At 60.2% G+C, this 20626-nt stretch carries 15 protein-coding genes; 6 read left to right on the top strand and 9 right to left on the bottom strand.

Translation table 11 applies throughout. From position 1 onward, the window contains the following. The first annotated feature begins 188 nt into the window (after positions 1-188). From ACPJXG_RS00660 to ACPJXG_RS00650, 3 genes are all read left to right on the top strand, one after another. Complete coding sequence (locus tag ACPJXG_RS00660) at positions 189-1106, top strand: ABC transporter ATP-binding protein (RefSeq protein WP_176389422.1); 918 nt, start codon at positions 189-191, stop codon at positions 1104-1106. A gap of 10 nt (positions 1107-1116) precedes the next feature. Then, on the top strand, positions 1117-4698 hold the full coding sequence (locus ACPJXG_RS00655; RefSeq protein WP_425253092.1) for an ABC transporter permease/M1 family aminopeptidase: 3582 nt from the start codon (positions 1117-1119) through the stop codon (positions 4696-4698). A 134-nt stretch (positions 4699-4832) separates the two neighbouring features. After that, positions 4833-5261, top strand: a complete 429-nt coding sequence (locus ACPJXG_RS00650) for a hypothetical protein (protein WP_425253091.1) — start codon at positions 4833-4835, stop codon at positions 5259-5261. Between the two features lie 6 nt (positions 5262-5267). Here the strand turns inward: ACPJXG_RS00650 and ACPJXG_RS00645 are convergent, their stop codons facing one another. The 7 genes from ACPJXG_RS00645 to ssb form a co-directional block, all read right to left on the bottom strand. Then, entirely contained in the window at positions 5268-6536 is a 1269-nt protein-coding gene (locus tag ACPJXG_RS00645) for an MFS transporter (protein ID WP_425253090.1), read from the bottom strand. Then, complete coding sequence (locus ACPJXG_RS00640) at positions 6511-7269, bottom strand: nucleotidyltransferase family protein (protein WP_278317295.1); 759 nt, start codon at positions 7267-7269, stop codon at positions 6511-6513. The genes ACPJXG_RS00645 and ACPJXG_RS00640 overlap by 26 nt, the downstream gene beginning before the upstream one ends. Beyond that, complete coding sequence (locus ACPJXG_RS00635; RefSeq protein ID WP_425253089.1) at positions 7266-8351, bottom strand: DUF455 family protein; 1086 nt, start codon at positions 8349-8351, stop codon at positions 7266-7268. Before ACPJXG_RS00635 ends, ACPJXG_RS00640 begins: the two co-directional genes overlap by 4 nt. Positions 8352-8459: 108 nt before the next feature. Continuing rightward, positions 8460-9539: a hypothetical protein gene (locus ACPJXG_RS00630; RefSeq protein WP_425253088.1), complete on the bottom strand. Its 1080-nt coding sequence runs from the start codon at positions 9537-9539 to the stop codon at positions 8460-8462. A gap of 177 nt (positions 9540-9716) precedes the next feature. Beyond that, complete coding sequence (locus tag ACPJXG_RS00625) at positions 9717-9941, bottom strand: hypothetical protein (RefSeq protein ID WP_035823006.1); 225 nt, start codon at positions 9939-9941, stop codon at positions 9717-9719. Positions 9942-10295: 354 nt separating this feature from the next. Further along, positions 10296-10721, bottom strand: a complete 426-nt coding sequence (locus tag ACPJXG_RS00620; protein ID WP_425253087.1) for a hypothetical protein — start codon at positions 10719-10721, stop codon at positions 10296-10298. A 1023-nt stretch (positions 10722-11744) separates the two neighbouring features. Next, positions 11745-12254: a single-stranded DNA-binding protein gene (gene ssb, locus ACPJXG_RS00615; RefSeq protein ID WP_034781209.1), complete on the bottom strand. Its 510-nt coding sequence runs from the start codon at positions 12252-12254 to the stop codon at positions 11745-11747. Positions 12255-12635: 381 nt separating this feature from the next. Between ssb and uvrA the strand changes: the two genes are divergently transcribed. Continuing rightward, positions 12636-15485 carry an excinuclease ABC subunit UvrA gene (gene uvrA / locus ACPJXG_RS00610; RefSeq protein WP_402719732.1) on the top strand — a complete coding sequence of 950 codons (2850 nt, stop codon included), beginning with the start codon at positions 12636-12638 and terminating at the stop codon, positions 15483-15485. A 194-nt stretch (positions 15486-15679) separates the two neighbouring features. Here the strand turns inward: uvrA and ACPJXG_RS00605 are convergent, their stop codons facing one another. Beyond that, a complete protein-coding gene (locus ACPJXG_RS00605; protein ID WP_035823014.1) occupies positions 15680-17551 on the bottom strand; it encodes a phosphoenolpyruvate carboxykinase (GTP) in 1872 nt (623 codons plus the stop codon). A gap of 328 nt (positions 17552-17879) precedes the next feature. Between ACPJXG_RS00605 and ACPJXG_RS00600 the strand changes: the two genes are divergently transcribed. Then, on the top strand, positions 17880-18893 hold the full coding sequence (locus tag ACPJXG_RS00600; protein WP_425253086.1) for a D-2-hydroxyacid dehydrogenase family protein: 1014 nt from the start codon (positions 17880-17882) through the stop codon (positions 18891-18893). Here ACPJXG_RS00600 and ACPJXG_RS00595 read toward each other — a convergent pair. Further along, positions 18881-19654, bottom strand: coding sequence for a hypothetical protein (locus ACPJXG_RS00595; protein ID WP_035823019.1), 774 nt, complete (start codon positions 19652-19654; stop codon positions 18881-18883). The genes ACPJXG_RS00600 and ACPJXG_RS00595 overlap by 13 nt on opposite strands. Before the next feature lie 161 nt (positions 19655-19815). Between ACPJXG_RS00595 and ACPJXG_RS00590 the strand changes: the two genes are divergently transcribed. Next, positions 19816-20301 carry an asparaginase domain-containing protein gene (locus ACPJXG_RS00590; protein WP_034781194.1) on the top strand — a complete coding sequence of 162 codons (486 nt, stop codon included), beginning with the start codon at positions 19816-19818 and terminating at the stop codon, positions 20299-20301. Positions 20302-20626 lie beyond the last annotated feature (325 nt).

The following is a 20626-nucleotide window of genomic DNA, read 5'->3' as shown; positions in this document are numbered from 1 at the left end:
CTCCTGCATTTCATGCCTGCCTTTCCTCACTTGGTCGCAAAAAAATTAATTTTCTCCCAATTGGCTATATATTATTGTTTTTAAGTAACATCCGCCATCGCGGCTGCAAAACAAGGGCGATCCCCTTCCACAGACCGGCAGACATGCATCTGCCGGCTTTCATACCCAAGCTCTGGAGAGTGCTGCACATGCTATCGATCAAACAGCTGAACAAAACGTATGCCAATGGCGTCAAGGCCATCAACAATGTCAGCCTGGAGATTCCCAACGGAATGTTCGGCCTGCTGGGGCCAAATGGCGCAGGCAAGTCCTCGCTAATGCGTACCATTGCGACATTGCAAGATCCCGATAGCGGCAGCATCCATTTCGATGGCGTCGATGTACTCACGGACAAGGCCGGCCTGCGCCGCCAGCTCGGCTATCTGCCGCAGGATTTCGGCGTGTATCCGAAAGTCAGCGCGGAAACCCTGCTCAACCACTTTGCCGTGCTTAAAGGCTTGACGGAGAAGGGTCCGCGCAAGGAAGCCGTGGAAGCGTTGTTGCAGCAAACCAATCTGTGGGAAGCGCGCAAGCGCAACCTGGGCACGTATTCGGGCGGCATGCGCCAGCGCTTCGGCATCGCCCAGGCGCTGCTGGGTGCGCCGCGCCTGGTGATCGTCGATGAACCGACGGCGGGCCTGGACCCGGACGAGCGCAACCGTTTCCTGAATCTGCTGGCGAAGATCGGCGAGCAGGTGGTGGTCATCCTGTCGACCCACATCGTCGACGACGTGACGGACCTGTGCCCGCGCATGGCCATGATCGTCAAGGGTCAAGTACTGGTGCAGGGCGAGCCGCAGGCGGCCATCGATACGCTGCTGGGCAAGGTGTGGCGCCGCAGCGTCACGACGGAGGAGCTGGCGCAATACCAGCAAAGCCTGAATGTGCTGTCGACACGCCTGGTGGGCGGCAAGCCGCAAATCAATGTGTATGCCGACAGCCAGCCCGACAGCGGCTTCGCGCAGATCGCCCCGGACCTGGAAGACGTGTACTTCCTGCACGTGCGCAACGCTGCCCGCGACGGCGCCGCCGCGCCAGCCGCAGCCCCAGCCGCCGTTCTGGCCTGAGGAGCGCGTCATGTGGAAGGAATTTTTCAAGTTTGACCTCGGCTATCAGCTGAAACAGCCGCTGCTGTGGGTATTTGCCGCCATCATGGCCTTGCTGGCCTTTGGCGCCAGCAGCAGCGATTCGATCCAGATCGGCGGTGCCATCGGCAACATCAACCGCAATGCACCCACCGTGGTGGCGCAGATGCTGGGCATCTTCAGCCTGCTGTCGATGTTCCTCGTCACCGTCTTCATCGCCGGCGCCGTGCTGCGCGATAGCGAAGTGGGCATGGCCGACATGCTGTTCGCCACACCCATGCGCAAGTGGGACTACCTGTTCGGCCGTTTCGCCGCCGGCTTTGTCGCCTGCCTGGTGATCTTTGCCGCCATCGCCCTGGCCACCATGCTCGGCCCCCTCATGCCCTGGGTCGATGCACAGCGCGTGGGCGCGTTTTCGCTGCACACGTATGCGTGGAGCTTTGCCGTCATCGTCATTCCGAACCTGCTCTTCATCGGCGCCCTGCTGATGCTGCTGGCCGCCACCACGCGCTCGATGATGCTCGTCTACGTGGGCGTGCTGGGCTTTTTCGTGCTGTGGGCCATGGCCGGCGTCTTTACGCGCGACATCAACAATGAATGGATTGCCGTCCTGCTCGACCCGTTCGGCTTGCGCGCCTTTGGCCGCATGACGCGCTACTTCACGTCCGCCGAATCGAATGCCAGCCTGCCGCCCCTGTCCGGCTTCCTGCTGGCCAACCGCCTGCTGTGGATCGGCATCACGGCCGTGCTGTTCCTCGCCACGGTGGCGCTGTTCAAGCCGCAGCGCACGGGCACGGGCAAACGTTTGTTCGGCAAGCACAAGGTGCAGACGGCCGCCCCCGCCATCTCGGCGCCGCTGCACCTGCCGCGCACGCTGCCCCGCTTCACCGCGGCGACAGCCTGGCGCCAGTGGTGGCAAATCCTGCGCTTCGACGCGGCCGGCGTCTTCAAGAGCGTGCCCTTCCTCGTCATGCTGCTGTTCGCCGTGATCAACCTGATCGCCGGCGCGAATGTCGGCAAGAACATGTACGGCACGGCCGTGTATCCGATGACGCATTTGATGCTGCAAAATATCAGCAACAGCTTCAGCTTCATGCTGATCATCATCGTCACCTTTTACGCGGGTGAACTGATCTTCAAGGAACGGCACGTCAGGATCGCCGACGTCAGCGACGCCATGCCCGTGCCCAACTGGGTACCCCTGCTGGCCAAGTGCACGGCGCTGATCGGCGTCATCGCCGGCTACCTGCTGGCGGGCATCATCACCGCCATCGGTTTCCAGCTGGTCAAGGGCGGCGCGCCCGTGGAACTGGGCCTGTACCTGAAAGGCACCCTGCTGGGCGCCCTCTTCTTCGTGCTGATGGGCTTGTGCGCCCTCACCCTGCAAGTGCTGTCGAATAACAAGTTCATCGGCTACCTGCTGGTGATCCTGCTGATGGTGGCGCAAGCCGTGCTGGGCATGCTGCACTTCGAGCACAACCTGTACAACTTCGCCGCCACGCCGGCCATCAAGTATTCGGACATGAATGGCTATGGCCACTTTCTGACCGGCTGGGCCTGGTTTGCGCTGTACTGGAGCCTGTTTACCGTGGCGCTGGTCATGCTGGCGCGGGCCTTCTGGGTGCGCGGCCTGTCCGCCGACTGGCGCGCGCGCGTGCGTCTGGCGCGCCAGCGTCTGCACGGCCGCGCCGGCGCCGCGCTGGCCGTGGTGCTGCTGTGCTGGGCCGGCACGGGCGGCTGGATCTTCTACAACACGAATGTGCTGAACCAGTACGAAACGTCCGACGTCAGCATGGACAAGCAGGCCCGCTACGAGAAATTGTACAAACAGTACAAGGACTTGCCGCAGCCGAAGATCACCGACATCCAGGCCAGCGTGGATATCTATCCGGAACAGCGCAAAGTGTTGATCAAGGGTCACTACGTGCTGCAAAACAAGACGCAGCAAGCGCTCGACACCTTGCGCATCCAGCGCAACCCAGACCTGGAAACGCACTGGTTGAACTTGCCTGAGCACAAGGTGACGCTGAACGACAAGGAACTCGGCTTCAGCATCCTCAAGCTGGCGCAGCCGCTGGCGCCCGGCGCCACCCTGCCGCTCGACTTCACGGTGGCCGTCACGCATGAGGGCTTTACCAACAGCGGCACGCCGGACCAGGTCAACCTGAACGGCAGCTTCTTCAACAACCAGGCGTATTTTCCGCACTTCGGCTATGCCAAGGAAATGGAGTTGACGGACCGCAACGAGCGCCGCAAGCGGGGCCTGGGCGAGCCGCAGCGCATGGCCAAGCTGGAAGACAAGTCAGCGTATGGCGACACGGTGCTGGGTGGCGATGCCGACTGGATCCATTTCGACACGACGGTGTCCACCAGCGGCGAGCAGATCGCCCTGGCGCCCGGCTACCTGCAAGGCAGCTGGGAAAAGGATGGCCGCCGCTATTACCGCTACAAGATGGACCAGCCGATGCTGCCATTCTTCGCCTACCTGTCGGCACGCTGGGACGTGAAGAAGGGCGACTGGCACGGCGTGCCGATCGAGGTCTATTTCGACAAGAAACACGGCTACAACACGGACCGCATGATCACGTCCGTGCAAAAGTCGCTCGACTATTTCAGCACCGAGTTCACGCCCTACCAGCACAAGCAGGTGCGTATTCTGGAATTCCCGGGCTACCAGAGCTTTGCGCAGTCGTTCGCCAATACGATCCCGTATTCGGAAGGCATCGGCTTCATCGCCGACCTGCGCGACAAGGAGGACATCGACTATGTGTTCTACGTCACGGCGCATGAAATGGCGCACCAGTGGTGGGGCCATCAGGTGATCGGCGCCAATGTGCAGGGCGCCACCATGCTGATGGAGTCCCTGGCGCAATACTCGGCCCTGATGGTGATGGAAAAGGAATACGGCCGCGACAAGATGCGCCGCTTCCTGCGCTATGAACTGGACCGCTACCTGAGCGGACGCGGCGGCGAAGCCATCGAGGAATTGCCGCTGGCGCGCGTGGAGGGACAGCAATACATTCACTACAACAAGGGCAGCCTGGTGTTCTACCGCCTGCGCGATGAAATCGGCGAGCAAGCGCTGAACCGTGCCTTGAAACGCTATCTGCAGGACAAGGGTTACCAGCAGGCGCCGTTCACCACGTCGTCGGAATTGCTGGCCTACATCCGCGCCGAAACGCCGCAGGACAAGCAGGCCCTGATCACCGACCTGTTCGAGAAGATCGTCTTCTACGATAACCGCGTGACGCAAGCGAAAGCCGTGCAGCGCAAGGATGGCCAGTGGGACGTCACGATGCAGCTGCACCTGGCCAAGCTGGAGTCGGACGGCAAGGGCAAGGAAAGCCCGCGCGCCTACGACGAACCGGTAGAGATCGCCATCTTCGCGCGCGCGCCGGGCGGCAAGGAGAAGGATGAAAAGGTCCTGTTCACGGACAAGCGCATGCTGTCGGGCAGCGACCCCGTGATCACCATCACGGTGAAGGAAAAACCGTTTGAGGTGGGTGTCGATCCGTACAACAAGATGATCGACCGGGTGGCGCGCGATAACCGCAAGGAAGTCAGTTTCAATTAGGCTTGCGTCAACGCAATTGATGCAACACAAACCGGCCGCACCTTTGACCAGTGCGCGGCCGGTTTTTGTGCCTGGCGTAAGATGGCAAGCATCGCCAGCAACCGCGCTGGTGTCCACTTCACGGGGAAAACCGCATGCCACATCGTCCACTGCCCATCCGCGCCAGCCTGCTGCCGGCGGCACTCGTCTTTGCCACGCCCGCCTGGAGCGCCGATCCCATCCACAAGGAAAACGTGACATTGACGGCGAACCAGGCCACGCATACGGTAAAGGGCAAGATCAAGGGCTATGCCACGGCCGAATACACGGTGTCAGGCAAGGCGGGAAAGACTCTCAGCATCAAGCTAAAAACCAATCAGCCATCGAACTACTTCAACATCCGCCAGCAAGGCCAGGATGAAGCCCTGTTCATCGGCTCGACCAGCGGCAACACTTACCAGGCGGCACTGCCGGCCGATGGCGAGTACACGGTGCAGGTGTATTTGATGCGCAATGCGGCGCGCAGGAATACGGTGGCGAATTACAGCCTGGAAATGAGCATCAAAGAAGCCGCGACGCATTGATCCACGTCACGCCGGCTTGCTGCCAGCCGCGTATTTGCTGGCGGCGAGCGCCAGGCAGGCGGCCAGCAAGAGGATGGCAGCCAGGACAAAGGCAGCACCGCTGTCGTGGCTGGCAGGATCGACGGCGACCAGCATGGCGAACAGGGCCGGTGTCGCCAGTCCCGCCAGGCTGCCGGCGCTCTTGACGGCGCCCTGCAGCCAGCCCTGCTGCCGCGCCGACACGGCACTGGTCAGCAGACCCTGCAGCGCCGGGTTGGCCATTTCTCCCACGCCGAGCAAAAAAATGGCCAGATACGCCCCCGCCGACTGGCGCGACAGGGCAAGACACAAGAAGCCGGCACAGCAGCCGGCATAGGCCAGCATGGCCGTACGCCGCGGGCCGTATCGCGCCATCAGAAACGGGGCGCATTTCAGCTGCGCCACGCCGCCCCAGCCTGCCAGCACGGCAAGCATCAAGCCGACCTGGGTGGAGTCCCAGCCATAGCGCTGCTGCGTGTAAAACACGAACGCCACGGCAATCGACCAGTGCGCGCTGGCCACCAGCAAATACGCCAGGGTCAGAAAACGCAGTTCGGGACGCCTGGCCAGCTCGCACAAGGCGCCGAATGGATTGCTCATGCGCCAGCTGACGGGAACGCGCTTGTCCAGAGGCAAAGATTCAGGCAAGACCAGCACGCCGTACACGAGATTGCCGAGCGACAGCCAGCCGGCAAGATAGAAGGGCAGGCGCACATCGATATTGCCCAGCCAACCGCCCAGGGCCGGCCCCGCCACCAGTCCCATGCTGTAGGCCGCGCCCATCGAGGCAAACGCGCGGGTGCGCGCGGCGCCCTCGGAACAGTCGGCAATAAATGCATAGGCGATGCCAAAGCTGGAGGCGGTGATGCCGCACAAGATACGCCCCAGCACCAATTGGGCCAGCGTTTCCGTATCGGCCAGGCAGAAAAAATATACGGCCACGCCCAGGTTCGACAGCAGCAGCAGCGGGCGCCGGCCAAAGCGGTCCGACAGCGCCCCCAGCAGTGGCAAGGCAAACATTTGCGACAGCGAAAACAGCATCCCCAGGTAACCGAGCCATAACACGGGCTGGGCGGGACTGTCCCTCAATTGCAGCAGCAGACGCGGCAAGACGGGGGCCACCAGTCCCGCGCACAGGACGTCGATCAGGACGGTCATGAAGACCAGCGGAAAACCGAATAGCTGTACCGGCCGCCCCTGCACCGTGCGCATCAACCCAGTGCCAGCCGCCTCAGGCGGCAAGCGCTGGCGTGTCACTCTTCCATTCCGCCGGCGCATGCAGGGCAAACCCGTCGAGCAAGGGGCCGCCATACGGCTGCAGGGCGCGCGCGACCAGGTCGCCAAACGCCTGCTTGCCGGCCGGCGGGTCGAGCAGGAGCGCGCGCATGGCGGCATGCAGGTCGTCCGCGATCACCGGGCTGTAGGCCCTGAGCCGGCGCGCCAGATGCTTGCCGACGCCGCTCCACGCGCCCCCGGCCCGCAGCACGAAATTGGCCAGCACGTCATACAGCTTGGTGGCGATCGCCAGTGTTTCCTCGGCAACCGTGCTGTCGACCAGGTCTTCCAGCAAGGTCGTGATTTCATAGCGCCGGCTGGCCAGGGCATCGCCCGTCAGCGCCGGCGGGCCTTCGTCGTACATGGCTTGCGCCAGCCGATACAGGGCGGCGGATGTGTTCGTCTGCGGCAAGAGATTCCTGCCTTCGATCACCATCATCGCCATCGGTATGCGGCCGCCGGGACGATCCATCTTGCGGCAAAAGTAATCGAAGGAGCGCAGGTCATGGCCATACAATTCCACCGTCTGCTGGCCCAGCTTGAGCGTCTCGCGCCAGGCATGCGGCACGTTCTCGAACAACACGAGCAGATCGATATCCGAGGTGGCCGTTCCCTGGCCGCGCGCGATGGAGCCGCCGATGATCGCCGCTACGGCATGCGGATAGGCGGGCAGGATGTGTTGCTCCACCAACTGGCGGGCTGCGTCGAAATTCATTCCATCATCCCCTGCAGGTCAGGTAACTCCACCGCTTGCGAACGGTCCCGCTGGCGTTCGATTTCCGTCGCGCTGAAACCGACATACTGGCGCGCGGCGGCATTGAAAAAACGCCCGCCGACCACGCTCACCTTGGACGATTCTTCCAGCGTGCGCAGGCGCTGCACGGCCTGCGCTCCCAGCAGCGTGTGAAAACTGGCCAGGCCATTCTTCACGTGGTTGACCTCGTCGATATAAATGCATTCATGCAACAGGGAAATATCAGCGCGGCCGATGGCACGGTACAGCTCTGCGTAGTACAGGTCGGCGCCCAGCGAAAAGCCTTCGCCGATGACTTGCTCGAGGCCGATGCAATCGGCCGCATTCTGCGCCGCGCGGCAGCTTTTCCAGATGCCCAGGGACACCGGCGTTTCGCCGATGCCGCCCCCTTCGTTCGCCAATGCGCCCAGCAGCAGCTGCGCGTGCCGGAATTCTTCCACGCACTGCAAGGTCAGCGATTCGGCCACGTCGCCCGGCAACTCCGGGAATCGCAGCACCAGCATGGCGCACACTTCGCCGGCGCACACTTCCACATTAAAAATTTGCTGGTGCAATTTCCTGCGCGGATAATCGCGGTCCAGCTCATAGCGCACGTAGTCGACGATTTCCAGCTGCTCGGGGCGCCCGGGCAACTCCGGACAATCCCACTGCGCCGGCAGCACCTGGCCTTCGAGGCGCTGGCAGCCGCTGTGCATGGCAGGCAGGAGCCACAGGACTTTCTGCGCCGCCAGTTCGCTCTTGGCCCACAAGCCAAGCGAGGCGAGCGCCTGCATGCTGTGCCGGAGGGTGGCGAAATGCGCGTCGATGTGCACGCCCGCGTCCGCGCCATGCGGATTGGCGGGTACCGCACCCAGAGCAAAGCTATGGCAGCAATCCTGTACCGCCGACAGTGCCTGCTGCGCCGCATGCAAGGTCATGGACCAGGCGATCTTGCCAGCCACCTCGCGCTCCGTGATCAGCGCGTGCGCCGAGGCGTTCCGGATGGCCGTGAGGGCGTGTGCGGCGGCGGCCAGGTGTGCCGTGTGTTCTGTGATGACGGACATAGCATTCCCAACGGTAGATAATCGAGTATCAATAACGGCCGAACAACCGTGGCGCGCGGCGATGCGAAGCTTGCCCAGGGCAAGGCGCGCCAGCGGTTGTCCGGCAGCCTAGGCGGTGGTACGCAACATCCTGAGGAAGCGTTCCCGCAGCGCCCAGTTCACGGGCTCGAGCGTCTCATAGCCCAGCACCTCATCCACAGGGAATACCGTCTCCCCGGCGGAGCCTTCCTTTGCCGCCCAGCGCAACATTTTTTCGGGCAGGCCAGGAAACGCCGACGCCATCCAGTACGCCATCGAATAGTACGCGTTGCGTCCCTCCGCATAGCCCGGATAACGGTCTGCGTAATTCGAAAACGAATACTTGGGGAAGCAGCCGTCGATAATTTTCTTGGGCGTCATCCACAGCGGATAGACGAGGGTGACATCGCCGATCGGGCGGGCCGGCAGGGGCAATAACCGCCGTTCGGTGGCCATGATGGCGAACATCTCGCCCAGCAAGTCTTCGAAGTTGAGGCCGGTGGCGATAAATTTCGCGTCCAGCGATTTGGCCACGCTCGTCAGTACGCGCCGGATGATCAGGGTGCCGAGGAATTCGAAGTCATCGTCGGGAAATTCCCGGGCAAACCGGTCGGTGATGCCCAGGCCGCCAGCGCTGGCGCCGAGTATCGCTTTCGATTCTTCTTCCGAGACCACGGTCAGCGGCAGATTGTAGGCCTGCGCCAGCTCGCGCGCGCGCGGCACGCCGGAATTCCACTCGCCCGGTCCTTCGATGATGACCGGATGGATGTCAATCGGGAATTCGTCAAATTGCGACAAGGCATACAGCAAGGCATTGCTGTCGCCGCCGCCACTCACGCCGACCACCAGCTTGTCACCAGGCGACAGGGTGTCGCGCAGCGTTTGTGCCACGGCATCGCGCACGGCCAGCTTGCACTCGTTCGACGAGAGGCGTTTCAGGATATTCGGGCCGCCCTTTGCCGCGCCGTTGGCGTAGATATATTCAGCCACGGCTTCTTCATTGTTGGCCGGCGGCGACACCTGCAAGGTGTTGTTGGTATGCAGGAAAGGATCAATATTTCTTTGAAAAAATGCATAGACTTGCCGGTCCGGCGGGATCGCGCTGCCAGTTTCACTCAAGCAAGGAAAAAGGCTATAGGCGCCGGAGGGATCGCGCAGGTAGGTGGCCACCGCCGTCCAGGGCACATGATTGCGCGCCAGGGCATCGAGCACGCGCTCATCCTCGCCGATGTCAAAACTGGATGTTCCATGGGTCGTTACTACAATTAATTCTCGATTCATTGAGCCTCCCTCGGAGAAAGCCCAAGGTGGGCTAGGGGCTAGCACCACCTTGGGCACAGTCAGTGATTACATCGACGACAGCACGGTGCTCGGGCCGACGATGCACTCGAGGTTATTGCGCGAGCATTTCGGCGCGGCGCCGTGCATGCGGCTGTTTTCCAGCGCGGCAATATCCAGTGCGGCCACGGCGACATTGCTGGCAGCAGCGATGTCGCGGCTGGCGCGTTTCAGGGAATAGCCAGAGGTGTTGAAAGACCCGGTACCATGAACCACTTGGGTGTTACTAATCATAAGTTTCTCCTTGAGTGATGGACCTGCGCTCGGAACCGCAAAAAAAGCACGCTTCCGGCCACCGGCAAACGGTGGCGTAGATTATTTTATAAGCTTTCATCTACGACATTCTCTCGTTTTGTCACGACTGGACAGTAAAGCGGCAGCCACGGTTTTTTGTTACCCCTGGAAAATATTGTGCACAGGACGCGCCCGCCTGCTGGCGTGGCAACCCATCCTGTCCGCCGCAAAAAAAAAGCCCCGCACATCAAGGATGTGCAGGGCTTTGCTTAGTGATCGGGGTAATCCGATCAGAACGGTTATGCCTACTAACAAGTATTGGCATAAAAAATTGTGTCAATGAACGAAGCCAACCTAACGAGCCAGTCTGTCAGGATCAATGTTTTCCAATTGAACTTGTATGGCAGATGAGACCCTGTCCCATTGTGCTCCCGAGACCACGTAGGGCTGCTTAAGCGGGAACAGCGAATTTATTATTGCTTGCACAAGTCCCTGCTCGGTCGGGCGCCGGACGATGGTTCCGAACGACACTTCCTGCCACTGAGGCTCAGAGGGTTTCTCCGATGGGCAGAATGTGAACACGCGCAATTGCGTGGCGTCAGTGGCACGCAGCGGCCCAGCAAGCAAACCAGAGGTAATTTCTTCCATCATGTTCATGATAGCGGTCTTCGAATGTGCGGTCTGCTTGACGACCAACACCTCCCGGCCATTGATAAAACCAGTCGCATACTCACAGAAACAAGCTGCACGATTTTGGTTGATGTATTCCCATTTCAGCATGTGACGAAATCCTTGATATCGCGGCTACCGGCCGCTGCGGTCCACATAATGTGCGGATACAGTTTTCAGAACTTGATTATTCAACTGACTATCGGCCGGAGGTAGCAATGTAAGGAAAACGTGACGCTTGCGTTTGAACATCCACCGGCCGGCGCGGTTTGTCATCGCTCTTCCTGCGTAAACCCATGCGCCCGATGTGGATGACGTTGGACTTTCCTGCGTCTTCCTTCATTTCTTCAAGGTCTACGACTCGATACGGGACTGCCGACGCCAATCGGCTTAGCTCCGGCTGGCGTAGACGAAGTGAATCGTGTTGGCCGCTCGCCCCTCCCTTCGGTATCTATCAAGGTATAGAAACCTGCGTTGAAGCGTGGTAAAAACGAAGAGAGGGCCGAAGGGGGCCGGGAGACTGAACGAGTAGAACGTCTTGAAATTCTCGAGGCGTAATTGCGCTATGCCGATGCGCGCGGGCGCTAGGGGTAATACCTGAGAAGGTGGGGGATAGGGATAATAAAATATGAAGAGCATGAACACCCCTTGGCGAGTTGCCAAAGAGCGCTCCGGGACAGCGGTGCCAGTGCGCGATTCGCGACCGAATAGTCGCCAGCCTCAATCAGCTGTAAAATTTTGAGGGACTAAGTTGTACAGTCTATTCTCTCTAAGCCCGCAATTACGGAACTTGCTGCGGAAGGGAACCACCCCTCATCCCGTTTTAATTCTAGCATAGCTTCGCCGCGTATCAATTGTCGTTTTTCAATGTCCCATATCGGTGACTTCATCATCCCCAAGCGCCTGCACAACTTGGACTGCAGGTCGTTAGCTTGACGAATCCTCCATCAAGCGGCCCCAAAAGCAACCCATGTTGCATAAGGCACAAACATGGGGCATCAAACCCACAAAGTCTTTCAACTAGTAGTTCAGTTAAATAGGTAGCAAGCCACAAAATATTGTGTGGGTAAAGAAAAAGCCCGCTCTCACTAAGAGAAACGGGCCTGCATGAACAAAACTGCGATTTAGTACGAATTAGAACGGGATATCGTCGTCCATGTCCGAGAAGTTCGGTGCTGGCTTCGGTGCCGGGCGTGGCGCCGGCGCCGGGGCTGGACGCGGGGCTGGCGCCTGGCGCGGAGCCGGGGCTTCGTAGCCGCCGCCACCGCCGTAGCTGTCATCGCCACCGCCGGCGTCGCCGCCCATGCCGGAACGGCCGCCCAGCATTTGCATCTGTTCCGCGATGATGTCGGTTGCGTACTTCTCGACGCCGTCCTTGTCCGTATATTTACGGGTTTGCAGACGGCCTTCGACGTAGACGGACGAACCTTTTTTCAGGTATTGGCCGACGATTTCCGCCAGGCGGCCGAAGAACGAGATACGGTGCCACTCTGTCAATTCTTTTTGTTCGCCCGTGTTGCGGTCCTTCGATTTGTACGAAGTGGCCACGGCGATGTTGGCGATCGCGTCGCCGCTAGGCATGTAGCGGATTTCCGGGTCACGGCCCAGATTGCCGACGATGATGACTTTGTTGACTGATGCCATGAATAACTCCTGATGAACTGCAGCGGGAGCCGGTGTCCCGCGCGTTAGTTTAGTGTACTAAACGAGGATTATAAGCGACCACGCGGCGCAAAGCACCCGCTTTCTGGCGGACGCCCTCTCCCGTGCGGCAGCACGTTTTTTTCACGGCAGGTGAAAACAAGAAACTTGAATACTGGTATTATATACAGTGTTTAAACGTCTGCACGCATCTGTATCAAACTTTGTCGGGGCACGTTCGCCTGGCGGCGCAATCCGCCCGTGACTGCCTCAGGCATGCAGAGCAAAACCCGGCTATAGTTACAGGTTGACCCGTTGTGGCTCCTCATCCGCACCCAGGCACAATGCGCCGGCCGCACCACTCACTGAAAGCAAGGCAATCACATGGAACAGATCCGCATTCGCGGCGCTCGCACGCATAACCTCAAGAATATCAATCTCGATTTGCCGCGCAATAAGCTGATCGTGATTACCGGCTTGTCCGGCTCCGGCAAGTCCTCGCTGGCCTTCGACACCCTGTACGCGGAAGGCCAGCGCCGCTACGTCGAATCGCTGTCGGCGTATGCGCGCCAGTTCCTGCAATTGATGGAAAAGCCCGACGTCGACCTGATCGAAGGCTTATCTCCTGCCATCTCCATCGAACAGAAGGCAACGTCGCACAATCCGCGCTCCACGGTCGGCACCGTGACGGAAATCCACGATTATCTGCGCCTGCTGTATGCACGCGTGGGCACGCCGTACTGCCCCGACCATCCGGAAAACGCGCTGGCGGCCCAGTCCGTGTCGCAAATGGTCGACGCCGTGCTGGCCATGCCGGAAGACACCAAGCTGATGATCCTGGCGCCCGTCGTCGCCAACCGCAAGGGCGAACACGTGGATCTGTTCGAGCAGATGCAGGCGCAGGGCTTCGTGCGCTTTCGCGTGCAGAGCGGCACGCATGCGGCCAAGATCTATGAAGTCGATGACCTCCCGAAATTAAAGAAAACGGAAAAACACACGATCGACGTCGTCATCGACCGGGTCAAGGTGAACCAGGAGATCAAGCAACGCCTGGCGGAAAGTTTCGAGACGGCCCTGCGCTTGGCAGACGGCCGCGCCATTGCCTACGAGATGGATACGGCCCAGGAGCACGTGTATTCGAATAAATTCGCCTGCAATGTGTGTGGCTATTCCCTGCAGGAACTGGAACCGCGTCTGTTCTCGTTCAACAACCCCATGGGCGCCTGCCCCGAATGCGACGGCCTGGGACACATTGAATTCTTTGACCCGAAACGCATCGTCGCGTTCCCGAACCTGTCGCTCGCTTCCGGCGCCGTCAAGGGCTGGGACCGCCGCAACCAGTTTTACTTCCAGATGCTGTCGAACCTGGCCGCCTTTTACGAGTTCGACCTGGACATGCCGTTCGAGCAGCTGGACCTCAATTCTCAGCAAGCCGTGCTATACGGTTCCGGCAAGCAAGTAATTCCGTTCAGCTATGTGAACGAACGGGGCCGCACAGTCATCAAGGAACACACGTTCGAAGGCGTGGTCAACAATCTGCAGCGCCGCTACCGCGAGACGGACTCGATGGCCGTCAAGGAAGAGCTGGCCAAGTTCATCAATGAGAAATGCTGTCCTTCTTGCGACGGTGCGCGCCTGCGCGTGGAAGCGCGCTTCGTCAAGGTCGGCACGGGCAAGCAACAACGGGCCATCTATGAAGTGGCGGCAAAACCGCTGCGCGAGACCTTGGAATTCTTTGAAAAGCTGAAACTGACGGGCGCCAAGAAAGAAATCGCGGACCGGGTCGTCAAGGAAATCATTTCGCGCCTGAAATTCCTCAACAATGTGGGCCTCGACTACCTGTCGCTGGACCGCAGCGCCGACACGCTTTCCGGCGGCGAAGCACAGCGCATCCGCCTGGCATCACAGATCGGCTCCGGTTTGACGGGCGTCATGTATGTGCTCGATGAACCGTCGATCGGTTTGCATCAGCGCGATAATGACCGCCTGATCGAAACCTTGAAACACTTGCGCGACATCGGCAACAGCGTGCTGGTGGTCGAGCATGACGAAGACGCCATCCGCACAGCCGACTACATCGTCGACATGGGTATCGGCGCGGGCGTGCACGGCGGCGAAATCATCGCCGAAGGCACCCTGCCCGAGATCTTGAAGAACAAGAAATCGCTGACGGCGCAGTACCTGAACGGCAAGCTGAAAATCGCCGTGCCGGCCAAGCGCCACGCCAGCAATCCGGAAAAGCAGCTGGTCATTACTGGCGCGACGGGCAACAACCTGAAAAAAGTGTCGCTGAGCTTGCCGGTGGGCTTGATGACGTGTGTGACGGGCGTATCCGGCTCGGGCAAGTCGTCGCTCGTCAACGATACGTTATATCCTGCCCTGTCGCGCCATTTGTATGGTTCGCAGACGGAGCCGGCGCCGCACGACTCGATCAGTGGCCTGGAGCATTTCGACAAAGTCATTTCCGTCGATCAGGCGCCGATCGGCCGCACGCCGCGCTCGAACCCGGCCACCTATACGGGCTTGTTTACGCCGATCCGCGATTTGTTCTCCACCGTACCGACGGCCAAGGAACGCGGTTACAGCGCGGGCCGCTTCTCGTTCAACGTGAAGGGCGGACGCTGCGAAGCGTGCCAGGGCGATGGCGTGATCAAGGTCGAGATGCACTTCTTGCCCGACGTCTACGTGCCGTGCGACGTGTGCCACGGCAAACGCTACAACCGCGAAACACTGGAAGTGCAATACAAGGGCAAGAACATCACGGAAGTGCTGGGCATGACGGTGGAAGAAGCGCATGAATTCTTCAAGCCCGTGCCACTGATCGCGCGCAAGCTGCAAACCCTGCTCGACGTGGGCCTCGGCTACATCAAGCTGGGCCAGAGCGCCACCACCCTCTCGGGCGGCGAGGCGCAGCGCGTGAAACTGTCGCTGGAACTGTCCAAGCGCGACACGGGCCGCACCTTGTACATCCTCGACGAACCGACGACGGGCTTGCACTTCCACGACATCGATTTATTATTAAAAGTCATCCACCGTCTGCGCGACCAGGGCAATACCCTCGTCATCATCGAGCACAACCTCGACGTCATCAAGACGGCCGACTGGATCGTCGACCTGGGCCCTGAAGGGGGAGCCGGCGGCGGGCAGATCATCGCCTCGGGTACGCCGGAAGATGTGGCGCTGAACCCGGCCAGCGTGACGGGCAAGTACCTGGGACCGCTGCTCAAGCAATAAGGGTGGCAGCACAATAAAAAACGGCGCGGATTGCTCATGCAATCCGCGCCGTTTCTCTTTTTGATAGCACCCCAGTCATTGCCGGCGTGTCATTTATCGCACGCCAGTCTTTGCCAGCGTGTTTCTCCCCCACTACAACTCTCAACACCTGACAAGCTACTGCGCTGGTCAGATGCCGCTTTACGCTAACTTAGTTATGCACTCAGCCGCTTTTCCAGCGCAGCCTTGTGATCTGCCAATTCCTGCGGCAGATGATACGCGAGTTTTTCAAACAACTCCGTATGCAATTTCAACTCTTCCACCCACGCGGCCTTGTCGATCGACGTGATGGTGTCGAACTGTTGCTGCGTGAATGGCAAGCCATCCCAGTTCAGGTCGCCATACTGCGGCGTCGTGCCGAACAGGTTTTCCACGCCGCCCGCCTTGCCTTCGATACGCTCGAGCATCCACTTGAGCACGCGCATATTGTCGCCGAAGCCAGGCCAGACGAATTTGCCAGCCTCGTCCGTACGGAACCAGTTGACGCAGTAGATCTTCGGCAGGGCGGCCGGGTTGACCTTGCCCACCTTGACGCCCATGTCCAGCCAGTGCTGGAAGTAATCACTCATGTTATAGCCGATAAACGGCAACATGGCAAATGGATCGCGGCGCACGACGCCCATCTGGCCCACGGCCGCGGCCGTCGTTTCGGAACCCATAGTGGCGGCCATGTAGACGCCTTCGACCCAGTTGCGCGCTTCGGTGACCAGCGGCACGGTGGTGGAGCGGCGGCCGCCGAAGATGAAGGCCGAGATCGGCACGCCGGCCGGATCGTCCCAGGCGGCGTCGATCACGGGGTTTTGCGTAGCCGCCACCGTGAAGCGCGCGTTCGGATGCGCGGCCTTGGTGCCGGACGCTGGCGTCCAGTCCTTGCCCTGCCAGTCGATCAAATGGCTAGGCGCTTCTTTCGTCAAACCTTCCCACCACACGTCGCCGTCGTCCGTCAGCGCCACGTTGGTGAAGATCGTGTTGTCGCGCATCGAGGCCATGCAGTTGTAATTGGTTTTTTCGTTGGTGCCCGGCGCCACGCCAAAATAACCGGCTTCCGGGTTGATGGCGTACAAACGGCCATCGGCGCCCGGCTTGATCCAGGCGATATCGTCGCCGATGGTGGTCACTTTCCAGCCGTTAAAACTTGCCGGCGGGATCAGCATGGCGAAGTTGGTCTTGCCGCAAGCCGACGGGAACGCCGCCGCCACGTAATGCTTCTTGCCTTCCGGCGATTCCACGCCGAGGATCAGCATGTGTTCGGCCAGCCAGCCCGGATTGTTGTCCGATGCTTGCGCTTCCTGGTAGCCCATGTTCGAGGCGATGCGCAGGGCGAAGCATTTCTTGCCCAGCAAGGCGTTGCCGCCGTAGCCCGAACCGAAGGACCAGATTTCACGCGTTTCCGGGAAATGCACGATGTACTTGGTGCTGTTGCATGGCCATTTCACGTCGGCCTGGCCAGCGGCCAGCGGTGCACCCACGCTGTGCACGCACGGCACGAACTCGCCATCCGTGCCCAGCACGTCGTACACGGCACGGCCCATGCGGGTCATGATCTTCATGTTGACGGCGACATACGGCGAATCGGACAGTTCCACGCCGATGTGCGCGATCGGCGAGCCCAGCGGGCCCATCGAGAATGGCACGACGTACATGGTGCGCCCGCGCATGCAGCCGTCGAACAGGCCGTTCAAGGTGTGGCGCATTTCGCCAGGCTCGGTCCAGTTGTTCGTCGGGCCGGCCGCTTCTTTCGTTGCCGAGCAGATATACGTGCGGTCTTCGACGCGGGCCACGTCGCTCGGATCGGAGCAGGCCAGGTAGGAATTCGGGCGCTTTTCGGCATTCAGTTTTTTCATGGTGCCGCTGGCAACCATTTCAGCGCACAGGCGCTCATACTCTTCTTGCGAGCCATCGCACCAGTAAATACGCTCTGGCTTGGTCAGCGCGGCAATGTCGGCCACCCAGTTGATCAGTTTCTGTTGTTTAATATAAGCTGGGACGTTGAGTGCGGCGACGCCACCCATGACGGGCTGATTCATATTACCTCCAATACCAATAAAAGAAATTCTGGTCGTTCCGGCAAGACAGGCAGCATCGTTGAGAAGTGGCTGCGGCTCACTGCGGGCGGTGTGTCCACGCGGGCAGGGCTCTGGTGTCGTGTACCTGGATCATGCACCCAGGCTGCAGGAACAGTTTGCGCTATAACTATCATCAGGAAGCTTCAAAAGTGCCGGCGATTGTACACCCGCGTAACAGCTATTCTCGCAAAAATGTAGGAGAATAGCTTGACTAATGTAGTAGGCTATTCAGCATTTTCCGTATCCTGTTATTTCCCTACCAAATCCTCACTAAAATCGGCCATCCACCATGAAAATTGCCATACTTGATGATTACCAGGATGCCGTGCGCGGCCTCGACTGCTTCCAGTTGCTCGATGGCCACGAGGTCAAAGTGTTCAGCAATACGGCGCGGGGCCTGGGCCAGCTGGCGATCCGCCTGGCGCCGTTCGACGCCCTGGTGCTGATCCGCGAACGCAGCAGTTTCAACCGGGCCTTGCTGTCGAAGTTACCGAACCTGAAACTGATTTCACAAACGGGCAAGGTCAGTGGACACATCGACGTGCCGGCCGCCACCGAGCTGGGCATCGCCATCGCGGAAGGTATCGGTTCACCCACGGCGCCGGCCGAACTGACGTGGGCGCTGATCATGGCGGCGCAGCGCAAGATCGTGCCCTACGCGCAACATTTACAGGAAGGGCTGTGGCAGACGTCGTCGCTGGAGCCAACGCGCAACACGCTTGGCACGGTATTGAAGGGGCGCACTCTGGCGATTTGGGGCTACGGCAAGATCGGTCAATTGATCGCCGGCTATGGCCGCGCTTTCGGCATGACCATCCTCGTGTGGGGCAGCGAAGCGAGCCGCGCGGCGGCCGTGGCGGCCGGCGATACGGCGGCAACATCGCGCGAGGCCTTCTTTGAACAGGCAGACGTATTGACCTTGCACCTGCGCCTGTCCGACGCCACGCGCGGGCTGGTAACAAGCGAGGACCTGGCGCGCATGAAGCCCACTTCCCTGTTCGTCAACACGAGCCGCGCCGAGCTGGTCGCTGATGGCACGCTGGAAGCGGCCTTGCCGCAGGGGCGCCCGGGCGCCGCCGCGCTGGACGTGTTTACGGACGAGCCGTTGCCGCCAGGCTCGCCATTGCTGCTGCTGCCGAACGTGCTGGCCACGCCCCACCTGGGCTACGTCGAGCGTGACAGCTATGAGCTGTATTTCCGCTACGCCTTGCAAAACATCGTTGATTTTACGCAGGGTCAATGCTCGCGCCTGCTCAATCCCGAAGCATTGCAGCATGCGCGGCAAGCCCCTCAGGAACGCTGAAAGCCCTTCAGCAAGTCCGGCTCGCCCGTGATGCGGATGGCGGGCGCGGGCAGCACGTGCCGGCCGCGCCACAGGCCGGCCCAGCCGGGCGGCCAGGCGATGTCCGGCCCACGGTACGGCGCCACGCCGGCGCGCACGGCCACGACCGGCACGGGCGGCATGTCGGGCAAGGGTTCGCCTGGCGTGCGCTGCATGTCCAGGCTGTACATGTAATTGGGTAATAAGGCGTCGCAGACACGGCCAAACCACGCGCTATGGTCGTCGTCGCGTCCCAGCGCCTGCGCCAGGCCTTGCGGGTCGAAACGGGCCAGGGCGTCGATCAGCTCGCCAGTGGTGGCGCCGGGCGTATCGCCCCAGCCCATCACGGGGTTGACGTTGTAATCGGCGCCCGAACCGTACCAGCCTTCGCGCCAGGGCCGCTGCATCCAGTCGCGCGGCCCCGTAAACAAATGCCAGCGCCAGTGCAGGCCCGACGGTTTAGGCCACGAATACAGATACAGTTTTTGATAGCCGGCCTGGTGCAGCTCGCGCACCATGGCCATCAGGCGCGCGTGCGGCATGCGGTCCGGTGGCGCGCGCCTAAACAGGATCGCTTCGCCATCGGCAAACTGCACGTCGTCGGTCGACAGGTTCAGGTCCAGGGTGCGCGCTTCGCTGCCGAAACGGGCGGCGATCCAGCCCGTCAGCAAATTGACGGACGTGATCACCCCGTAACCGCGGTGGCGGTGAAAAATGACGGTGCCGGGAGCGAGCGCTTTCATACGGAGTCGGGGTGGCAGGCAAACAAAGAAACCAGTGTACTCACAGATGGCCAAATTTTCCAGATGCGATCCGCAACGGCCCGCCGCGGTCCGCCATTCACGCAAGGCACACAATCCACGCTATCATGCGCGTCATTCTCCACTGACATCGTGACCACATCATGACTTTGCGCATACTCGCCACTGGCGGCACTTTCGACAAACACTACAACGAATTGAACGGTACCCTGGGCTTTTCCGACAGTCATTTGCCGGCAGCGATTGCCCGCGCGCGCATGACGGCGCCCGTGGCGCTGGAGCAATTGCCCCTGCTCGATTCACTCGACATGCAAGATGCGGACCGTCAGCGCGTGCTGGCCTCGTGCCGCGCAGCGCAAGAGAAAGCCATCGTCATCATCCACGGCACCGACACCATGCGCGAAACAGCGCAAGTGCTGGGCGCGGCGAACCTGCAGCAAACGGTGATATTGACGGGCGCCATGATTCCCTACGAAATCGACAACTCCGACGCCCTGTTCAACCTCGGCTTTGCCTGCGGCGTGGCGCAAACCTTGCCAGCCGGCGTGTACGTGGCCATGAATGGCCAGATCTTCGCCTGGGACAATGTGCAAAAGAACCGCGCCGCCGGCGTATTCCAGCCTTTGTAAGCCGATGCCGGACAGGACGCGGCAGGCAGACTGGCACACGGTCTGACTGGCACGTTGTCACAATTCGACCAGCCCGTTTTCAACGGGTTTTTTTTACGTTTTTTTGCCTTTCAAAAATTCTGCAATGCGACAGATTTCGTCGAATTATTGCAGGCAAAACATCGAATTGCCAATACAATAATTTTATGTTGTAAAAAAACGCCATTCATCATTTTTAAAAACACCGATATTATTAAATATAAAACTGCGATTTGACAATTAACTTAAATATTCTTCTGTATCCGTAATTTATTGCCAAATCCGACACGGTTGATATGCATTTTTT

The sequence above is a fragment of the Janthinobacterium sp. NFX145 genome (assembly GCF_049810325.1).
GTDB classification, from domain to species: Bacteria; Pseudomonadota; Gammaproteobacteria; order Burkholderiales; family Burkholderiaceae_D; genus Janthinobacterium; species Janthinobacterium rivuli.
The sequence above is the reverse complement of the archived record's forward strand: the minus strand, read 5'-3'. Positions and strand labels throughout refer to the sequence as shown.